Genomic DNA, 18506 nt, shown 5'->3' on the forward strand with positions numbered 1-18506 from the left:
CCCCCATATGAGTCTGCATCAGGCACTTTCGCCCCGCTGCGTGGAGACTCTCCCCTTGACCACCATCGTTTCTGTCCGCCGTAACGGCAAAGTCGTCATGGGCGGCGACGGCCAGGTATCTCTCGGCAACACCGTGATGAAAGGCAACGCCAAGAAAGTCCGCCGCCTGTACCACGGCCAGGTCATCGCAGGCTTTGCCGGTGCCACCGCCGACGCCTTCACCCTGTTCGAGCGCTTTGAAGGCCAGCTTGAGAAACACCAGGGTCACCTCGTCCGCGCCGCCGTCGAGCTGGCCAAGGAATGGCGTACCGACCGTTCCCTGAGCCGCCTGGAAGCCATGCTGGCTGTGGCCAACAAAGACGCATCGCTGATCATCACCGGCAACGGTGACGTGGTCGAACCTGAAGACGGCCTGATCGCCATGGGTTCCGGTGGCGCCTATGCCCAGGCTGCAGCCCGCGCCCTGCTGAACAAGACCGATCTCTCGGCCCGTGAAATCGCCGAAACCGCCCTGAACATCGCTGGCGACATCTGCGTGTTCACCAACCACAACCTGACCATCGAGGAGCAGGACCTGGCCGACTGATTCAGCTGTTCTGGCGCCCCATCCCGGTGACGGGGCTTTTCCACGCTGACTCACCTGCCCAAGGACCATTTTCATCATGTCCATGACCCCCCGCGAGATTGTCCACGAACTCAACCGCCACATCATCGGCCAGGACGACGCCAAGCGCGCCGTGGCCATTGCCCTGCGCAACCGCTGGCGGCGCATGCAGCTGCCAGCCGAGCTGCGTGCCGAAGTCACCCCGAAGAACATCCTGATGATTGGCCCTACCGGTGTCGGCAAGACTGAAATCGCCCGCCGCCTGGCCAAGCTGGCCAACGCGCCGTTCCTCAAGGTCGAAGCCACCAAGTTCACCGAAGTGGGCTACGTTGGCCGTGACGTCGAGTCGATCATCCGTGACCTGGCCGATGCCGCACTGAAGATGCTGCGCGAGCAGGAGATCATCCGCGTGCGCCACCGCGCCGAAGACGCTGCCGAAGACCGCATCCTCGACGCCTTGCTGCCGCAGGCCCGCGTCACCAGCTTCAGCGAAGAAGCCGCGCAGACCAGCAGCGACTCCAACACCCGCCAGCTGTTCCGCAAGCGCCTGCGCGAAGGCCAGCTGGACGACAAGGAAATCGAGATCGAAGTGGCCGATGCCGTAGGTGTGGAAATTGCCGCACCGCCAGGCATGGAAGAAATGACCAACCAGCTGCAAAGCCTGTTTGCCAACATGGGCAAAGGCAAGCGCAAGGCGCGCAAGCTGAAGGTGAAAGAAGCGCTGAAGATGGTTCGCGATGAAGAAGCGAGCCGCCTGGTCAACGAGGAAGAACTCAAGGCCAAGGCCCTGGAAGCGGTCGAGCAGCACGGCATCGTGTTCATCGACGAAATCGACAAGGTTGCCAAACGCGGCAACGTTGGCGGCGCCGATGTGTCCCGTGAAGGCGTGCAGCGTGACCTGCTGCCGCTGATCGAAGGCTGCACCGTCAATACCAAACTGGGCATGGTCAAGACCGACCACATCCTGTTCATTGCCTCGGGTGCGTTCCACCTGAGCAAGCCAAGCGATCTGGTGCCCGAGCTGCAAGGCCGCCTGCCGATTCGCGTGGAGCTCAAGGCACTGACCCCGGAAGACTTCGAGCGCATCCTGCAAGAGCCGCATGCATCACTGACCGAACAGTATCAGGCGTTGCTGAAGACCGAAGGCCTGAACATCGAGTTTGTCGCCGACGGCATCAAGCGTCTGGCCGAAATTGCCTACCAGGTCAACGAAAAAACCGAAAACATCGGCGCCCGCCGCCTGCACACCCTGCTCGAGCGCTTGCTGGAAGAGGTGTCGTTCAGTGCCGGTGACCTGGCCAGCACCCATGACGAAGCGCCGATCCAGATCGACGCGGCGTATGTGAACAGCCACCTGGGTGAGCTGGCGCAGAACGAAGACCTGTCGCGTTACATCTTGTAAGACCGGTTTCGCGGACAAGCCCGCGCCTGCACACGTCACCCCATCCCTTGGGCCTGCGGTGATCGGTGCAGGCGCGGGCTTGTCCGCGAAGAGGCCCCTTGAATCCCTCCACCATAAGCTGGAAGCTGTGCTTCATCAGCTCCCGAGAGATTCTGCCCATGGCCCGCCTGCCCACCGCCATCAACCTGCACAAAGCCTCGAAAACCCTCACCCTTACGTACGCCCCCGGCGAGGTCTACACCCTGCCCGCCGAATTCCTGCGCGTGCACTCCCCCTCCGCCGAGGTCCAAGGCCACGGCAACCCGATCCTCCAGTTCGGCAAGATCAACGTCGGCCTTAGTGGCCTTGAACCCGCCGGCCAATATGCACTGAAACTGACCTTCGACGACGGCCATGACAGCGGTCTGTTCACCTGGGAATACCTCGAGCAGCTGTGTTTGCGCCAGCAACAGCTGTGGGCCGAATACCTCGACGAGCTGCACAAGGCCGGAAAATCGCGCGATCCGGCCGAATCGGTTGTCAAACTCATGCTCTAGCGCAAGCCCTGCGGGGTTTAGAGCGCATTTTCTAAATACATCTGTTTGAATGACTTACAGACAGCCCAGTGACGGGCTGTCTTGCGCATTACATGAAAGTCGGGTAACCAATGGGTATGGCAAGATCCCTGCATCAACTTGCAGGCAGTCAGAGCCCCAGCAGCACCGCTGTTCCTTATCACTGGTCACCCGAGTAGCAGTACCGGGCTCAGGGCTGTGCGCCCGCCACAGCAACCGGTACTCGTCTCAGGACAACGGAGCGTCGTAGATGAGTAACAAGAACAACGATGAGCTGCAGCGACAGGCCTCGGAAAACACGCTGGGGCTGAACCCGGTCATCGGCATTCGCCGCAAGGACCTGTTGAGCTCGGCACGTACCGTGCTGCGCCAGGCCGTGCGCCAACCGCTTCACAGCGCCAAGCATGTGGCCCACTTTGGCCTGGAGCTGAAGAACGTGTTGCTGGGCAAGTCCAGCCTGGCCCCGGAAAGCGACGACCGTCGCTTCAATGACCCGGCCTGGAGCAACAACCCCCTGTACCGTCGCTACCTGCAAACCTACCTGGCCTGGCGCAAGGAGCTGCAGGACTGGATCGGCAGCAGCGACCTCTCTCCCCAGGACATCAGCCGCGGCCAGTTCGTCATCAACCTGATGACCGAGGCCATGGCACCGACCAACACCCTGTCCAACCCGGCAGCGGTCAAGCGCTTCTTCGAAACCGGCGGCAAGAGCCTGCTTGACGGCCTGTCGAACCTGGCCAAGGACATGGTCAACAACGGTGGCATGCCCAGCCAGGTCAACATGGACGCGTTCGAAGTGGGCAAGAACCTGGGCACCAGCGAAGGTGCAGTGGTGTACCGCAACGATGTACTGGAGCTGATCCAGTACAGCCCCATCACCGAACAGGTGCACGCCCGCCCGCTGCTGGTGGTGCCACCGCAGATCAACAAATTCTACGTGTTCGACCTGAGCCCGGAGAAAAGCCTCGCCCGCTATTGCCTGCGCTCGCAGCAGCAAACCTTCATCATCAGCTGGCGCAACCCGACCAAGGCCCAGCGCGAGTGGGGCCTGTCCACCTACATAGACGCGCTCAAGGAAGCGGTCGACGCGGTGCTGGCGATTACCGGCAGCAAGGACCTGAACATGCTCGGTGCCTGCTCCGGCGGCATCACCTGCACCGCGCTGGTGGGCCACTATGCCGCCATTGGCGAACACAAGGTCAATGCCCTGACCCTGCTGGTTAGCGTGCTGGACACCACGGTGGACACCCAAGTGGCACTGTTCGTCGACGAACAGACCCTGGAGGCGGCCAAGCGCCATTCCTACCAGGCGGGCGTGCTGGAAGGCAGCGAGATGGCCAAGGTGTTCGCCTGGATGCGCCCCAACGACCTGATCTGGAATTACTGGGTCAACAACTACCTGCTGGGCAACGAGCCGCCAGTGTTCGACATCCTGTTCTGGAACAACGACACCACACGCCTGCCGGCCGCCTTTCATGGCGACCTGATCGAAATGTTCAAGAGCAACCCGCTGACCCGCGCAGACGCCCTGGAAGTGTGCGGCACACCCATCGACCTGAAGAAAGTTCAGTGTGACATTTTCAGCGTTGCCGGCACCGCCGACCATATCACCCCCTGGCAGTCGTGCTACCGCTCGGCGCACCTGTTCGGCGGCAAGATCGAATTCGTGTTGTCCAACAGCGGCCATATCCAGAGCATTCTCAACCCGCCGGGTAACCCCAAGGCGCGCTTCATGACCGGTGCCGATCGCCCGGGCGACCCAGTGGCCTGGCAGGAAAATGCCACCAAACACGCCGACTCCTGGTGGCTGCACTGGCAAAGCTGGCTGTCCGAGCGTGCCGGCGAGCTGAAAAAGGCGCCAACCCGCCTGGGTAACCGTGCCTATGCCGCTGGTGAAGCCGCACCGGGCACCTACGTTCACGAGCGTTGAGTTGCAGCGCCGTGGCGGCCTGCGGGCGCCACGGTGTACATTTCACCCAAGAGTCACGCGCATGCCGCAACCCTATATCTTCAGGACCGTCGAGCTGGACGACCAGTCCATTCGTACCGCCGTCCGCCCGGGCAAGCCGCACCTGACGCCGTTGCTGATCTTCAACGGCATCGGCGCCAACCTGGAGCTGGTGTTTCCGTTCATCGAAGCACTGGATCCGGACCTGGAAGTGATCGCCTTCGATGTACCCGGGGTCGGAGGCTCATCCACGCCACGCCGCCCGTACCGCTTCCCCGGGCTGGCCAAGCTGACGGCACGCATGCTCGACTACCTCGACTACGGCCAGGTGAATGTCATCGGTGTCTCCTGGGGCGGCGCCCTGGCCCAGCAGTTCGCCCACGACTACCCCGAGCGCTGCAAGAAGCTGGTGCTGGCTGCCACTGCCGCTGGTGCGGTGATGGTGCCCGGCAAGCCCAAGGTGCTGTGGATGATGGCCAGCCCAAGGCGCTACGTGCAGCCATCGCATGTCATCCGCATTGCACCGATGATCTATGGCGGCGGCTTCCGGCGTGACCCGGACCTGGCCATGCACCATGCCGCCAAGGTGCGCTCTGGCGGCAAGCTGGGCTATTACTGGCAGCTGTTTGCCGGGCTGGGCTGGACCAGCATCCACTGGCTACACAAGATCCAGCAACCAACCCTGGTACTGGCCGGCGACGACGACCCGCTGATCCCGCTGATCAACATGCGCCTGCTGGCCTGGCGGATTCCCAATGCCCAGCTACATATTATCGACGACGGCCATTTGTTCTTGATTACCCGGGCCGAGGCCGTCGCCCCGATCATCATGAAGTTCCTCCAACAAGAACGTCAGCGCGCAGTCATGCACCCTCGCCCGGCATCGGGCGTATAGGAGCGGGCTTGCCCGCGAAGCGGCGCCATGGCCAGAACGAGGGAGTGTTGCCATGAAAGACAAACCGGCCAAAGGATCGACTACGCTCCCCGCCACCAGTATGAACGTGCAGAACGCCATGCTCGGCCTGCGCGGCCGCGACCTGCTTTCCACACTGCGCAATGTCGGCCGCCACGGCCTGCGCCACCCGCTGCACACGGCCCATCATCTGCTGGCCCTTGGCGGGCAACTGGGCCGGGTGATGCTGGGCGACACGCCCTACCAGCCGAACCCACGTGACGCGCGCTTCAGTGACCCGACCTGGAGCCAGAACCCTTTCTACCGCCGCGGCCTGCAGGCCTACCTGGCGTGGCAGAAGCAGACCCGCCAGTGGATCGACGAAAGCCACCTGCACGACGATGATCGCGCACGCGCGCACTTCCTGTTCAACCTGATCAACGATGCGCTGGCACCCAGCAACTCGCTGCTCAACCCACTGGCGGTCAAAGAGCTGTTCAACACCGGTGGTCAGAGCCTGGTGCGTGGCGTAGCGCACCTGCTCGACGACCTGCGTCACAACGATGGCCTTCCACGGCAGGTCGACGAGCGTGCCTTCGAAGTGGGCGGCAACCTGGCAGCGACCCCGGGCGCGGTGGTGTTTCGCAACGAACTGCTGGAGCTGATCCAGTACAAGCCGATGAGCGAAAAACAGCACGCTCGCCCGTTGCTGGTCGTGCCGCCGCAAATCAACAAGTTCTACATCTTCGACCTGAGCACGACCAACAGCTTCGTCCAGTACATGCTCAAGAACGGCCTGCAGGTGTTCATGGTCAGCTGGCGCAACCCTGATCCGCGCCACCGTGAATGGGGCCTGTCCAGCTATGTGCAGGCCCTGGAAGAAGCGCTGAATGCCTGCCGCAGCATCAGCGGCAACCGCGACCCCAATCTGATGGGCGCCTGTGCTGGCGGCCTGACCATGGCGGCCCTGCAAGGCCACCTGCAAGCCAGGAAACAGTTGCGTCGGGTGCGCAGTGCGACCTATCTGGTCAGCCTGCTGGACAGCAAATTCGAAAGCCCCGCCAGCCTGTTCGCCGATGAGCAGACGATCGAAGCCGCCAAGCGCCGCTCGTATCAACGCGGCGTACTGGACGGCGCCGAAGTGGCGCGGATCTTTGCCTGGATGCGGCCCAACGACCTGATCTGGAACTATTGGGTCAACAACTACCTGCTCGGCAAGACACCGCCGGCCTTCGACATCCTCTACTGGAATGCCGACAGCACTCGCCTGCCTGCCGCGCTGCATGGCGATCTGCTGGAGTTCTTCAAGCTGAACCCGTTGACCTACCCGGCCGGGCTTGAAGTGTGCGGCACGCCGATCGACCTTCAGCAAGTCAACCTGGACAGTTTTACCGTGGCCGGCAGCAACGACCACATCACGCCGTGGGACGCGGTGTACCGCTCGGCCTTGCTGCTGGGCGGCGAACGGCGTTTCGTGCTGGCCAACAGCGGGCATATCCAGAGCATCATCAACCCGCCCGGCAACCCCAAGGCCTACTACCTGGCCAACCCCAGGCTGAGCAGCGACCCGCGTGCGTGGTTCCATGACGCCAAGCGCAGCGAAGGCAGCTGGTGGCCGCTGTGGCTGGAGTGGATCACCCCGCGTTCAGGCCCGCTCAAGGCACCACGGACGGAGCTGGGCAACGCCACCTACCCACCGCTAGGCCCCGCGCCAGGCACCTATGTCCTGAGCCAATGAGCATGCTGACTGGATGAAGACCCGCGACCGTATCCTCGAGTGCGCCCTGCAACTGTTCAACCAACAGGGCGAGCCGAACGTTTCCACCCTGGAGATTGCCAACGAACTGGGCATCAGCCCAGGCAACCTGTACTACCACTTCCACGGCAAGGAGCCGTTGGTGCTGGGGCTGTTCGAGCGTTTCGAGGAGGCACTGATGCCTCTGCTCGATCCGCCTCTGGAGGTGCGCCTGGACGCTGAGGATTACTGGCTGTTCCTGCACCTGATCGTCGAGCGCATGGCGCAATACCGGTTTCTGTTCCAGGACCTGTCGAACCTGACCGGGCGCCTGCCCAAGCTGGCGCGGGGCATGCGCAGCCTGATCAATGCGCTCAAGCGTACGCTGGCGGCGTTGCTGGCCAGCCTCAAGAGCCAGGGGCTGGTGGAGAGTGACACCCCGGCGCTGGGGCAACTGGTGGAACAGATCACCCTGACCCTGATGTTCTCGCTGGATTACCAGCGGGTGTTGGGGCGCGAGGGGGATGTGGGGATTGTGGTGTACCAAGTGATGATGCTGGTGGCACCGCATCTTCAGGCTCAGGCCCGGGCGGCGGCGGAGCAATTGGCTGTGCGGTATCTGGAGGGGTAGGCCGGTTGATTCGGCGCTGGGGCCTTCGCGGGCATGCCCGCTCCCACAGTGCCTGCGCTGACCTGCTGATCTGCGCTGTGACTGTGGGAGCGGGCAAGCCCGCGAAGAAGGCGACGCGGTATCAGATCAGGGTACCGGTGCCGTTTGGTGCCGACGGAGCGCTGCTGGCCGGGGCAGTGGCAGGTGTCGGTGCTGCGGCAGTGGCCGGTGCGGCGCTGGCCGCAGGGGCTGCGGGTTTTGCGGCTGCTGGTTTGGCCGGTGCTTTCTTCACCGCAGGTTTCTTCGCTGCCGCTGGCTTGGCCGCCGCAGGCTTGGCGGCGGCAGGTTTGGCGGCAGCAGGTTTGGCCGCCGGCTTGGCAGCAGGTTTGGCCGCTGCCGTTTTAGCTGCAGGCTTGGCCGCCGCGGTTTTGGCCGCTGGCTTGGCTGCCGCTGCCTTGGCCAGCGGTTTGGCCGCAGTCTTGCTGGCTGCAGGCTTGGCCGCAGCGGCGCGCGACGAGATCGGCGTAACCGAAGCACCGGTCAGTTTCTCGATCTGCTTGGTCAGGCTGTCGACCTGCTGGTGCAGAGCCTTGATCTCGTTGCGGCTCGGCACGCCAAGGCGCGAGATGGCGCTGTTAAGGCGCTTGTCGAAGGCTTCTTCAAGTTCGCTCCACTTGCCCAGCGCACGGTCCTTCACGCCTGACACCCGCGAAGTGGTCGAAGACTTGGCAGTCTCGGCAACATCTTCAGCCGTCTTTTTCGCCTGCTTCTCGGCCTTCTCGCCATCCTTCACCAGCGAGTCGAACAGCTTCGGGCCGTCCTGGTCGATCTTCGAATAGATACCCAGCCCCGCCAGCCAGATCTTGCGGGAGTATTTCTCGATCCCGCCGACCCAGGAGCTGCCTTCTTTTTCGGTGTTCTTCTTGCCAGCCATCCTGCTCTCCTTATGGTTTGTGCGCGACGCGCTCAAGCAGCTCATGCAACTGTTCAAGCTTGATCGACAACGCCTCAACGTCATGTTTAGACGGAATACCCAGGCGATTCAAGGCGCGACCGACCCGTGCGTCGAAAGCTTTTTCGATCTTGTCGAGTTGAATTTCTACCTTGCCGCGTACGCGGCTGACTTCCTCGGCGGCTTCATCGAGCTGGTTGTTGGCAGCATCGAGCTCTTTGTCGATGCGCTTCTTGCCCCGCTTCTCGACCCCCTCGCCGGCCTTGACCAGCTCCTGGAAGTAGTCGGAGCCTTCCTGGCCGACGCGGGCGTAGGCGCCGATACCGGCCAACCAGATCTTGCGCGCGTAGCCGCGCACCTCACCAAGCGTGCCCAGGGCTTCGTCTTTTTTCTTCACATTCACTTTGGCCATGCTGTGTACCTCATGCTCATGAGTGGTGGAAAACCGCCCATTGAGGCTGGGCTTGAGCATAAGGTAGGGGCAGGATTTAGAATCTTCACCCTAAGATCGCCACACTGATGTATCTACCGCAGTGGCTGCAGGCCGGCATCCCAGAATTCTGCTCCCTTTTACTGGAGTCTTCGCCATGCCTCAGTCACCGACCTCGTCGGCTACATCGTTCAGGCAACGGGTAGCGATGCAGTTCGCCAACCGCCCAAGCTTGCGCGAGGTCATTGCCGCCGCTGGCTTCGACGCACTCGTCGCACGCTATCCGTGGATCCGCAAGAACCACCCAGAACTGCAATCGATAAAAAACTTTAGCATCCTGCCTGGCCAGGATGAAGAACCAGCAGCACAACCAGGCAACCTGGTCGACACCTTGCTTGAGCATTTCCTCACGGGCCATCCCATGGCACTCAAGCCCACGGACCAGTTCAGCCTGAACCCGCCGGCCATCTTTCGTCCTCAGAACGATGCGCCGACCATCGACATTCGCATGACCGACCTGAACACGGATTACGACAATGTCCTGGCGACCCTCTGCGAGACATTTCAGCAGGCACAGGTCAGTTTCTGGAACAGCCGCGAGGGTGACTCGGATGTGACCCGTCTGCACTGGATGCAGCAGATGCTGAAGGCCGCACTGCTCGGCACGCTCGAGCGCCAAGGCCTGGACGGTGACCAGAAGGCCTTGCTGTACGCCATGCTCGCTCAATCCGACACGTCGGCCAACGTGCAGGGTGTGCAAGCCTCACTCGGCAACCCGGGCAACACGGTTCATGTGGTATTGCCGGACCTGCTCATCACGGGCAAAAAAGAGGCGCGCGACCTGATTTTGTGGTGCAAGCCCTCTGGCACCGTACGTGGCTTCACCGGGCTCGCGGACTTTGCAGTCGCCCTGCGCGACGAGCTCTCCGAGCGCCATGTGTTCGACACGATGTCCTGGGCCAGCACGGCCCTGGCCGAAGACCCATTCGGCTATCAGGCCAGGCAACTGCTCAACGCCATGCTGCAACAGATTGACCGCGTACAACTTGATGCAATCGAACGGACAAGCGATCTGGAAGAGTCCTTCAGCCTGCTGAGCGATCCTTCATCGACATTCCCGGCATCCTTCAAGCTCGAGCAATCGACACCCGCGATCACCCTCCCTGACTGGCTGGAAAACGCCACGCCGACGGATCGGTTCCAGTACCACATGGCGTTGCTGGATCTGTCGGCACAGCAAATGCTGGTAAAGGGTGAGTCATCCCTGGATGGGATCGAAGACTTGCAGCAGTACACGGTTCGCCGTCTACGCGAGCAAATGCGCAATGACCACCCGGCCGAGCCGCCTTACCACCCTGACCAGGTGCAGATCACCGTTTCGCAAGTGGTGCAGGTGTCGTCCGAGGGGCCGGCGAGGCTTGAGTACCTGAAAACCATCAGCCTGACCGAACTGGCCATTTCACGCCTGCCCTTGGGCAGCGGCCAGGTAACCTCAGCCATCCAACTGACCGATCAACAGGCGCTGAGCAGCTGGATGGACCTTGACTACGTCGATGCGCTGATCGTTGCCGTGGATGTCGGTGGCCAGTATCCGTCCTTTGTCCACGACCAGTTGCAAAGGGGCAATGACACCGACAAACACCGCCAGCGGTTCGCCGAAGAATGGCGTGCAGCCTTGCTGCTGAGCGCGCTACAGGCCAAGATCGGTGGCCGGCTGAGCGAGCGAACCTGGCAGGTCGTTGCAGACTTTTGCCGCCGTGAAGCCCACGCCAGCACATCGCTGAGCGTGGCTCCGCTGTCATTCAACAGTGTCCCGGATGGCCCGAAGGCCAACCGGGTGCATGGCATGTTCGTCATCCACGTACCCGCCACAGAGGCCTGGATACTCTACCGGCCCATGAACGCCGCGCAGGCTGTCAGGCAGTTCGACAGCCAAGGGCACTTGATGGCAGCAATCCGGACTGAGCAGCGCCTGCAGCAGGACATTCTCGCCTGGATGGATGACGACGCCCGCCCCATTTATGCCAATGATGGCTTCACCCATCCGCACTTGCACAGTGGCCTGACTGAACTGGCGCACTTTCTGGGGCACGGTTCCGAGCTGACCGCTGAAGCGATCGAACGCCTGAGGGCACCTGCCACTTTGGCCTTCACGCCACCGTCCGGCGACCTGGACAGGTCGATGTTTCAGGCCAGGGCCGACGTGCTTCTGTTACTGGCTTCACGCCAAAGCACCTCGAATGCCCAACAACGCTGGGCGATGGTCGTGCAATTCGCGTGGCTGGCATTCAACACGGTCACACCGCTGCTGCGAGGGCCGGCAGGCGTGGTGGCCTGGCTCGTGGCAGCCCTGCTCAGCATCAAGGATGACCTGACAGCCTTGACCGAAGGAAGCAGCGGAGAAAAGGTGCTCGCCACCGCTGACCTACTGTTGAACCTGGCCATGCTGCTGGCCCACGGTTCCAGCCCCCACATCGAACCTGAGCTGGCGCTTCAGCCCAGGCCACGGCGTGGCTCAGGCGCGACCGCAACGCAGCAACCTGAGCAAAAAACCTGGCAAGCACCCATCGAGCAACCGAAGCCTGCAGCGCTCAACGTCAGCCAATGGGGCCGCGATCAGCGGCTCGGCAACCTGCCCCGCGACGCCCGTGCCACCCTCGACACGCTACGCGCCCATGTCAGCCTGAACGAACAAAGTGCGCTGACCACCGGCCGCATGCGCGGCCTGTACAAGGTGGACGACCGCTACTACGTAAAACTGCAGGATGTCGCCTATGAAGTTGAGGAGAGCTGGAGGGGCATGCGCATAATTGGCCCGGACGTCACCCAGAGTGAATGGTCGCAAACCTGGGGGGCGGAGCCTGACGGTTACTATATTGTCGGCCGCGAACGCAGCCGCGGTCCGTGGTTGGCGCGCTGGAACGGCGAATGGATGCTGGACCTGCATATGCCAGGCGGCATGCCAAAAACAGCCAAGGCGTTGATCGATGAAAAAAAGCAGGCCTTCAAGCAGATGCAGGAACGCCGAGTGGCGAATGACCGAGAACTCACCCGCACAGAAACGTTGGTCGAGCGCTGTCTTGAGCGGGTGAAACCGTATGACGAGGCACACTCGGCATTCGACCAGGCTCTGAACGATTACCCCGGTGTCGCCCCGGACGACCTGCCGGAAGATATGCAGATACGGCGGCAGGCACTACGAACCCTGCGCAACGAGGCACGGGACAACCTGGATTTACTGGCACGCACTTATGAAAAACAGGCCGGGCTGATAAAGGACCACATGCAGCTGTACGCCCGCATGAGCGACCCGAAATATGCCAGGTTCGATCCCAAGGGCGCAGCATCCTATGCCCGCGGCCAGTGGTCGGAACAGTTGTTGACCGCCGACGTGCAACAATTCCGCCGCCTGCTTGAAATGAATGACTACGACACACTCAAAAACCAGTCGCGTCAGCTTCAGCAACTGGAGTTCGGCCAGCAACAGGCAGCGCTGTATCTGGAGTACAGCAAGAAGGTCGAGGCAGCTTTGGGTGTCCATAGACGCATTTTCAACGTCAGCCAACGGCTTGACCAGGACCTCAGCGAGGCTCTGGCAGATGGGCAGATCCAGTTCCCGGGCAAACGCAAGTTGCTCGATCACATCATCAACACCCGACGATACTCGACACTCATCGTTCGAGCCCAGATCTTGAGCGACTTGCATCAGTTGGTGGTGAAGCGAGACCAGCTGACCGCGGAAAACTTCGAATCCACCCTGCTCTTGCAAGAGACCTTGCGCAGCAAACAACTCCACCAAGCGCTACTGAGCCACGACAGCCTGGCCGCTGCCCACCTGGAGCCGCAAGCGCAGAAGGAACCGCTGGAGAGCGCGCTGAGTGAATACAAACTGTCACGGAGCAATGCCGAATATGTGCTATCACGTGATCTTCCGGCAATAGACAGCAGCAGGCTAAATGAATACATCGCTGAACTGAATGCACTGATAACACTGGCCGAGAATGACCTTGCCCATGCTTCCGCTGCGGCGGATACGCAGGAGGCAGTGTTCGAGCCGCCATTGACGCACAAGGTGCGTCCAGTGAGACGCAAAATAATCCGCACCACTCGCGGCAGATCACTGGTCGTCGAGCAGACCGAGGAAGGCAGCGAAGCCGTGCAGATCGATCCGACGACAGGACAGACCATTGCGCGCTATCAGCCTGAAGGTGATCGCTGGAAAGCTGTAACGCAAAGCCCGCCAAAACCCGACTACGCTCGCCTGGGCCGCATGGGCGACGACCTTTTGGCTCAGCAGAATACCAGGGTCGCCCACGCCACCCGTCACCTGAAAGGCCCTAACGCCCTGGCAGACCAGCTTGATTTCTACATGCAGGACATGACCAAAACTGCCGGGGACTTGCGTGACGGCCCGAGTCAATGGCATTCACTCGCCACGAGGCTGGATCAGGCGATTGACGAGGTACAGGCAGAAAAGAAGCGGCTCTTGACCATCGCCTACCTTGGCACCCTGCAGCCGGATAGCAAAGCCTTGCGTTTCCTGGTGGAGGCGGGCGAAATCGAGATCAAGCTCACCCGACGCCGCAAGAAGCTCAAGGCCAACGACTTTCTGGATGTGTATGACGTTTATCGCCTGCAACCCAGGCAGAAGCTCTGGGAAGCGCATTTCCACTACACCACTGCCAATGCCGATGCCCGGCGCTTCGCCAAAGGCCATTTGAAGTTCCCGGACGCCATGAGTCGCGACGAGCGCTTGGAACGTGCACTGGCCCCAGCAGAGCGCAATGACATCTATCGAGGTGATCTACGCCTGGAGCAGATCGACGACCTGATCCCGTTCCCCGACAACTGACGGCAGCGGGCGTCAGGCCAGGGCCTTGTCCAGCGCCCGTTCGATCTCACCCTTGATGGTGCCGCTCATCATCGACAGCATCATGCCCAGCTTCAATTCGACGCGGATGCTGTCGTCGCCAATGTGCACGCTGCCATTGGCGCCACTGCGCGCCACATCGACCCGGTCACCGTTCCAGGTGGCCTTGAGGTCATATTCGCGGCTGAGCTTGTCGACCAACGCTTCGGCTTTGGCGCGGGCGGCATCGCGGCCTAGGGAGTGTTTACGTTCGACGCTGATCTGGGTCATGCGGGCGTTCCTGGAAATGTAGACATAATGGGCATTATGCCCGCGCCCGCCCCCTGGCACACCCCGCCAAGACAAATCCGCCCGTTCGCCCTAGAATGGCAGTAATTTTTTCCGGTGAAGCGATATGAACGACCAGCGCAAAGGCGAACACGCCGAACCCACCACCCATTTCGGCTACCAGGACGTGCCTGAAAGCCAGAAGGCGAAGAAAGTCGCCGAAGTGTTCCACTCGGTGGCCGCCAAATACGACCTGATGAACGACGTGCTGTCTGGCGGCATGCACCGCCTGTGGAAGCGCTTTACCATCGAGCTGTCGGGCGTACGCAGCGGCAACCGCGTGCTGGACATCGCCGGCGGTACCGGTGACCTGGCCGCCAAGTTCTCGCGCCTGGTAGGCCCGACCGGGCAGGTGGTGCTGGCCGACATCAACGATTCGATGCTCAAGGTTGGTCGTGACCGCCTGCTGGACCGCGGCGTGGCCGGCAACATCGAGTTCGTTCAGGCTGACGCCGAAAAGCTGCCGTTTCCAGACAACCACTTCGACTGCGTGACCATCGCTTTCGGCCTGCGCAACGTCACCCACAAGGACGCCGCCATCCGTTCGATGCTGCGCGTGCTCAAGCCCGGTGGCCGCCTGTTGATCCTGGAATTCTCCAAGCCGACCAACAAGCTGATGTCCAAGGCCTACGACGCCTACTCGTTCGCCTTCATGCCGCTGGCCGGCAAGCTGATCACCAATGACGCCGAGAGCTACCGTTACCTGGCCGAGTCGATCCGCATGCACCCCGATCAGGAAACCCTGAAAAGCATGATGGTCGAGGCCGGTTTCGACCGCGTCACCTACCACAACATGACCAGCGGCATCGTAGCCGTGCACCGGGGGATCAAGCCCTGATGCTGCTGGCCGGGCTGCTCGCCAGCGTCGAACATGGCCTGAATCGCGTCCTGCGCATGGACAGCACGGCCTTGCCGCGGCTGGCCGCGCTTGAGGGCAAGGTCATCGAGATCGACTGCCGCCAACCGGCCCTGCAGGTATTCATCCTGCCCGATGAAGAGGGCCTGATGCTGGCCGCCCATTGGGAGGGCGAGGTCGACTGCAGCCTGCGCGCCCCTGCGGGTAGCCTGGCGCAGCTGGCCTTGGTCAAGGACAAGACCGCTGTGCTGCACAGCCCGCAGGTCGAGCTACACGGCGACAGCGCCGTACTGCTCGACCTGTTCGGCGTGCTACAGGACCTGGAGCTGGACTGGGAACACGAGCTGCAACGCTGGCTTGGCCCGGTCCCCACGGCGATGCTGGCCGGCCATATCCGCCTGCGCGCTCGCTGGACTCGCCAAGGCCTGGCACGTTTCAGCCAGAACCTGTCCGAATACCTGGCCGAAGAATCCCGTACCCTTGTCGGCAAGCGCGAAGCGGAAGCCGCCTTCAGCGAGCTCGATGCCTTGAAGCTTGATACAGAACGCCTCGAAGCGCGCCTCAAGCGCCTCTCCCGATCCCTAGATACCAGCGATAACGCATGAAGCTGCTCGCCGTCCGACGTCTTTTTCGCATCCAGCGTGTGGTGATCCGCTACCGCCTCGATGACCTGCTGTTCGAACAACCCCTGCTGCCTTGGTGGCTGGCCAGCGTACGCCTGCTGATGCCGTGGCGCTGGCTGCCACGCAAGCCCACCGAACTCAGCCGTGGCGCACGCCTGCGTCTGGCGCTGCAGGACTTGGGGCCGATCTTCATCAAGTTCGGCCAGCTGCTGTCCACCCGCCGCGACCTGCTGCCACCCGACATCGCCGACGAGCTGATGCTGTTGCAAGACCGCGTGCCACCGTTCGACCCGAAAAAAGCCGTGGCCTTGATCGAGGAACAGCTCGGGGCGAAGGTCGGCGAGGTGTTCAGCCGCTTCGACGTCGAACCGCTGGCCTCGGCCTCGGTGGCACAGGTGCATGCCGCACGCCTGAAAACCGGCGAAGAGGTGGTGGTCAAGGTGGTGCGCCCGGGCCTGAAGCCGGTCATTGCCCAGGACCTGGCCTGGCTGTTCCTGATCGCCAAGGCTGCCGAACGCGCCTCGGCGGATGCCCGTCGCCTGCACCCGGTAGACATCGTCGGCGACTACGAAAAAACCATTTACGACGAGCTCGACCTGCTGCGCGAGGCTGCCAACGCCAGCCAGCTGCGGCGCAACTTCGAAGACTCCGAGCTGATGTACGTGCCCCAGGTGTACTGGGACCTGTGCCGCCCCAAGGTGCTGGTGATGGAGCGCATCTACGGCGTACCGGTGACCGACATGGCTACCTTGGCCGACCAGCGCACCGACATGAAGCTGCTGGCCGAGCGCGGCGTGGAAGTGTTCTTCACCCAGGTGTTCCGCGACAGCTTCTTCCATGCCGACATGCACCCCGGCAACATCTTCGTCAGCACGGTCAAGCCGTGGAGCCCGCAGTATATTGCCATCGACTGCGGCATCGTCGGCAGTCTCACCGCCGAGGACCAGGACTACCTGGCGCGCAACCTGTTTGCCTTCTTCAAGCGTGACTACCGCCGCGTCGCCCAGTTGCACATCGACTCGGGCTGGGTACCGGCAAACACCAAGGTGAACGAGTTCGAAGCAGCGATTCGTACCGTGTGCGAGCCGATCTTTGAAAAACCGTTAAAGGATATTTCTTTCGGCCAGGTGCTGATGCGTCTGTTCCAGACCGCACGGCGCTTCAACATGGAAGTGCAGCCACAGTTGGTGTTGCTGCAGAAAACCCTGCTCAACATCGAAGGCCTGGGTCGTCAGCTGTACCCCGACCTGGACCTGTGGAGCACCGCCAAGCCGTACCTCGAACGCTGGATGCGCGACCGCTACAGCCCCAAGGCCGTGTTCGGCAACCTGCACAGCCAAGTAGAACAACTGCCACACCTGGCCGGCATGACCCGCGACCTGCTCGAACGCCTGTCGCAGCCTCACCTGCACGATCCACAACTGCCGGAGCGCCGTCGTCAGGGCGACCGCTGGGCGCTGCGCCTGCTGGGCGCAGGCCTGCTGGGCGGTGGCGCAGTTCTAGCCGCAGGCGCTGCCGAAACCGCCAGCCTGGCCGCCCCGGCTGCCTGGCCAGCCTGGCTGATGCTGGCTGCGGGCCTTTACCTGATCGTGCGCCAATAGCCAGCCGCGCCTGTGGCTGGCACACTAGCGCAAATGGCCCGGTACAGGAGCGGGCCCGCTTTGGAGTCGACGATGAAAGACTGGCTGGACGAGATCAAGTGGAACAGCGATGGCCTGGTACCGGCGATCGCCCAGGACCACAAGACCGGACGCGTGCTGATGATGGCCTGGATGAACCGCGAATCGCTGGCCCTGACCGCCGCCGAGCAACGCGCCATCTATTGGTCGCGTTCGCGTGGCAAGCTGTGGCGCAAGGGCGAGGAATCCGGGCATGTGCAGAAACTGCATGAGCTGCGCCTGGACTGCGACGCCGATGTGATCATCCTGATGGTCGAGCAACTGGGTCATATCGCCTGCCATACCGGCCGTGAAAGCTGCTTCTATCGCGTCTTCGAAGACGGCCAGTGGAAAATCGTCGACCCGGTCTTGAAGGACCCGGATGCCATCTACAGCGCAGGACACTGACATGAGCGACACCCTCAACCGCCTGGCCGAAGTGCTTGAAGAACGCAAGCAAGCGGCACCTGACAGCTCTTACGTGGCCAGCCTGTACCACAAGGGCCTGAACAAGATTCTTGAAAAGCTTGGCGAGGAGTCGGTCGAAACGATCATTGCCGCCAAGGATGCCGCAGTCAGCAAGGATTACAGCGATGTCATCTACGAAACTGCCGACCTGTGGTTTCATAGCCTGGTGATGCTCAGCGCGCTGGGCCAGCATCCACAAGCCGTACTCGATGAGCTGGATCGCCGTTTCGGGCTGTCCGGGCACGATGAAAAGGCCGCTCGCCAGCCTTCGGCTTGAGCACAACGCATTCTAGGAGAGCACCATGGGTATTTTTGACTGGAAACACTGGATTGTCCTGCTGGTCGTCGTGGTTCTGGTGTTCGGCACCAAGAAACTGAAGAACTTCGGCAGCGACCTGGGCGAATCGATCAAGGGCTTCCGCAAGGCCATGAACGAAGAAGAGAGCAAGCCGGCCGAGCAGACTCCGCCGCCTGTCCAACCAGTGCCGCCGGTGCAGAACACCGCCCAGCCGCAGCAAGGCCACACCATCGAAGGCCAGGCCCAGACGGTCCAAGAGCCGCAGCGGAAAGACTGACC

At 62.0% G+C, this 18506-nt stretch carries 17 protein-coding genes; 14 read left to right on the plus strand and 3 right to left on the minus strand.

The genetic code is table 11. The annotated features are described in order from the left end of the window. Window positions 1–55 precede the first annotated feature (55 nt). From hslV to DMX11_RS14180, 7 genes are all read left to right on the plus strand, one after another. Window positions 56–586 (plus strand): ATP-dependent protease subunit HslV, encoded by a 531-nt coding sequence (gene hslV, locus DMX11_RS14150; protein WP_003249309.1) that lies wholly within the window; start codon window positions 56–58, stop codon window positions 584–586. A 76-nt stretch (window positions 587–662) separates the two neighbouring features. After that, window positions 663–2006 carry an ATP-dependent protease ATPase subunit HslU gene (gene hslU, locus DMX11_RS14155; protein ID WP_110745087.1) on the plus strand — a complete coding sequence of 448 codons (1344 nt, stop codon included), beginning with the start codon at window positions 663–665 and terminating at the stop codon, window positions 2004–2006. Window positions 2007–2164: 158 nt separating this feature from the next. Further along, window positions 2165–2542: a gamma-butyrobetaine hydroxylase-like domain-containing protein gene (locus tag DMX11_RS14160; RefSeq protein ID WP_110745088.1), complete on the plus strand. Its 378-nt coding sequence runs from the start codon at window positions 2165–2167 to the stop codon at window positions 2540–2542. Window positions 2543–2810: 268 nt separating this feature from the next. Next, the gene (gene phaC / locus DMX11_RS14165) at window positions 2811–4490 is read left to right on the plus strand and encodes a class II poly(R)-hydroxyalkanoic acid synthase (protein WP_110745089.1); all 1680 of its coding nucleotides are present in this window, start codon (window positions 2811–2813) and stop codon (window positions 4488–4490) included. Window positions 4491–4551: 61 nt separating this feature from the next. Continuing rightward, entirely contained in the window at window positions 4552–5403 is an 852-nt protein-coding gene (gene phaZ / locus DMX11_RS14170; RefSeq protein WP_110745090.1) for a poly(3-hydroxyalkanoate) depolymerase, read from the plus strand. A 52-nt stretch (window positions 5404–5455) separates the two neighbouring features. Next, complete coding sequence (gene phaC / locus DMX11_RS14175) at window positions 5456–7138, plus strand: class II poly(R)-hydroxyalkanoic acid synthase (RefSeq protein WP_110745091.1); 1683 nt, start codon at window positions 5456–5458, stop codon at window positions 7136–7138. A 13-nt stretch (window positions 7139–7151) separates the two neighbouring features. Continuing rightward, the gene (locus DMX11_RS14180) at window positions 7152–7766 is read left to right on the plus strand and encodes a TetR/AcrR family transcriptional regulator (protein WP_110745092.1); all 615 of its coding nucleotides are present in this window, start codon (window positions 7152–7154) and stop codon (window positions 7764–7766) included. A gap of 121 nt (window positions 7767–7887) precedes the next feature. On the opposite strand, the gene DMX11_RS14185 is transcribed toward DMX11_RS14180, so the two are convergent. Together DMX11_RS14185 and DMX11_RS14190 are read right to left on the minus strand one after the other, a co-directional pair. Next, entirely contained in the window at window positions 7888–8679 is a 792-nt protein-coding gene (locus tag DMX11_RS14185; protein WP_110745093.1) for a phasin family protein, read from the minus strand. 10 nt (window positions 8680–8689) lie between these two features. After that, on the minus strand, window positions 8690–9109 hold the full coding sequence (locus DMX11_RS14190; protein ID WP_110745094.1) for a phasin family protein: 420 nt from the start codon (window positions 9107–9109) through the stop codon (window positions 8690–8692). 175 nt (window positions 9110–9284) lie between these two features. Here DMX11_RS14190 and DMX11_RS14195 point away from each other — a divergent pair, with 175 nt between their 5' ends. Next, on the plus strand, window positions 9285–13979 hold the full coding sequence (locus tag DMX11_RS14195) for a DUF6543 domain-containing protein (protein WP_110745095.1): 4695 nt from the start codon (window positions 9285–9287) through the stop codon (window positions 13977–13979). A 12-nt stretch (window positions 13980–13991) separates the two neighbouring features. Here DMX11_RS14195 and DMX11_RS14200 read toward each other — a convergent pair whose 3' ends face one another. Further along, on the minus strand, window positions 13992–14267 hold the full coding sequence (locus tag DMX11_RS14200) for a polyhydroxyalkanoic acid system family protein (RefSeq protein ID WP_003249289.1): 276 nt from the start codon (window positions 14265–14267) through the stop codon (window positions 13992–13994). A gap of 124 nt (window positions 14268–14391) precedes the next feature. Here DMX11_RS14200 and ubiE point away from each other — a divergent pair, with 124 nt between their 5' ends. The 6 genes from ubiE (at window position 14392) to DMX11_RS14230 (ending at window position 18504) form a co-directional block, all read left to right on the plus strand. Further along, window positions 14392–15162: a bifunctional demethylmenaquinone methyltransferase/2-methoxy-6-polyprenyl-1,4-benzoquinol methylase UbiE gene (ubiE, locus tag DMX11_RS14205; RefSeq protein WP_110745096.1), complete on the plus strand. Its 771-nt coding sequence runs from the start codon at window positions 14392–14394 to the stop codon at window positions 15160–15162. Continuing rightward, window positions 15162–15785, plus strand: coding sequence for an SCP2 domain-containing protein (locus tag DMX11_RS14210; protein WP_110745097.1), 624 nt, complete (start codon window positions 15162–15164; stop codon window positions 15783–15785). The genes ubiE and DMX11_RS14210 overlap by 1 nt, the downstream gene beginning before the upstream one ends. Continuing rightward, a complete protein-coding gene (gene ubiB / locus DMX11_RS14215) occupies window positions 15782–17404 on the plus strand; it encodes a ubiquinone biosynthesis regulatory protein kinase UbiB (protein ID WP_110745098.1) in 1623 nt (540 codons plus the stop codon). The genes DMX11_RS14210 and ubiB overlap by 4 nt, the downstream gene beginning before the upstream one ends. A 72-nt stretch (window positions 17405–17476) precedes the next feature. After that, window positions 17477–17869, plus strand: coding sequence for a phosphoribosyl-AMP cyclohydrolase (gene hisI / locus DMX11_RS14220; protein ID WP_064490835.1), 393 nt, complete (start codon window positions 17477–17479; stop codon window positions 17867–17869). Window position 17870: 1 nt separating this feature from the next. Beyond that, window positions 17871–18206, plus strand: a complete 336-nt coding sequence (locus DMX11_RS14225) for a phosphoribosyl-ATP diphosphatase (protein ID WP_016489563.1) — start codon at window positions 17871–17873, stop codon at window positions 18204–18206. Between the two features lie 25 nt (window positions 18207–18231). Further along, on the plus strand, window positions 18232–18504 hold the full coding sequence (locus tag DMX11_RS14230; RefSeq protein WP_110745099.1) for a twin-arginine translocase TatA/TatE family subunit: 273 nt from the start codon (window positions 18232–18234) through the stop codon (window positions 18502–18504). The last annotated feature ends 2 nt before the right edge of the window (window positions 18505–18506 follow it).

The sequence above is a fragment of the Pseudomonas sp. LB-090624 genome (assembly GCF_003205205.1).
Taxonomy (GTDB): domain Bacteria; phylum Pseudomonadota; class Gammaproteobacteria; order Pseudomonadales; family Pseudomonadaceae; genus Aquipseudomonas.

What these genes read in the sequence shown, in the direction of transcription:
- hslU (WP_110745087.1), top strand. Translation starts at nt 663, where the DNA reads ATGTCCATGACCCCCCGCGAGATTGTCCACGAACTCAACCGCCACATC.
- DMX11_RS14160 (WP_110745088.1), top strand. Translation starts at nt 2,165, where the DNA reads ATGGCCCGCCTGCCCACCGCCATCAACCTGCACAAAGCCTCGAAAACC.
- phaC (WP_110745089.1), top strand. Translation starts at nt 2,811, where the DNA reads ATGAGTAACAAGAACAACGATGAGCTGCAGCGACAGGCCTCGGAAAAC.
- phaZ (WP_110745090.1), top strand. Translation starts at nt 4,552, where the DNA reads ATGCCGCAACCCTATATCTTCAGGACCGTCGAGCTGGACGACCAGTCC.
- phaC (WP_110745091.1), top strand. Translation starts at nt 5,456, where the DNA reads ATGAAAGACAAACCGGCCAAAGGATCGACTACGCTCCCCGCCACCAGT.
- DMX11_RS14180 (WP_110745092.1), top strand. Translation starts at nt 7,152, where the DNA reads ATGAAGACCCGCGACCGTATCCTCGAGTGCGCCCTGCAACTGTTCAAC.
- DMX11_RS14185 (WP_110745093.1), bottom strand. Translation starts at nt 8,679, where the DNA reads ATGGCTGGCAAGAAGAACACCGAAAAAGAAGGCAGCTCCTGGGTCGGC.
- DMX11_RS14190 (WP_110745094.1), bottom strand. Translation starts at nt 9,109, where the DNA reads ATGGCCAAAGTGAATGTGAAGAAAAAAGACGAAGCCCTGGGCACGCTT.
- DMX11_RS14195 (WP_110745095.1), top strand. Translation starts at nt 9,285, where the DNA reads ATGCCTCAGTCACCGACCTCGTCGGCTACATCGTTCAGGCAACGGGTA.
- DMX11_RS14200 (WP_003249289.1), bottom strand. Translation starts at nt 14,267, where the DNA reads ATGACCCAGATCAGCGTCGAACGTAAACACTCCCTAGGCCGCGATGCC.
- ubiE (WP_110745096.1), top strand. Translation starts at nt 14,392, where the DNA reads ATGAACGACCAGCGCAAAGGCGAACACGCCGAACCCACCACCCATTTC.
- DMX11_RS14210 (WP_110745097.1), top strand. Translation starts at nt 15,162, where the DNA reads ATGCTGCTGGCCGGGCTGCTCGCCAGCGTCGAACATGGCCTGAATCGC.
- ubiB (WP_110745098.1), top strand. Translation starts at nt 15,782, where the DNA reads ATGAAGCTGCTCGCCGTCCGACGTCTTTTTCGCATCCAGCGTGTGGTG.
- hisI (WP_064490835.1), top strand. Translation starts at nt 17,477, where the DNA reads ATGAAAGACTGGCTGGACGAGATCAAGTGGAACAGCGATGGCCTGGTA.
- DMX11_RS14225 (WP_016489563.1), top strand. Translation starts at nt 17,871, where the DNA reads ATGAGCGACACCCTCAACCGCCTGGCCGAAGTGCTTGAAGAACGCAAG.
- DMX11_RS14230 (WP_110745099.1), top strand. Translation starts at nt 18,232, where the DNA reads ATGGGTATTTTTGACTGGAAACACTGGATTGTCCTGCTGGTCGTCGTG.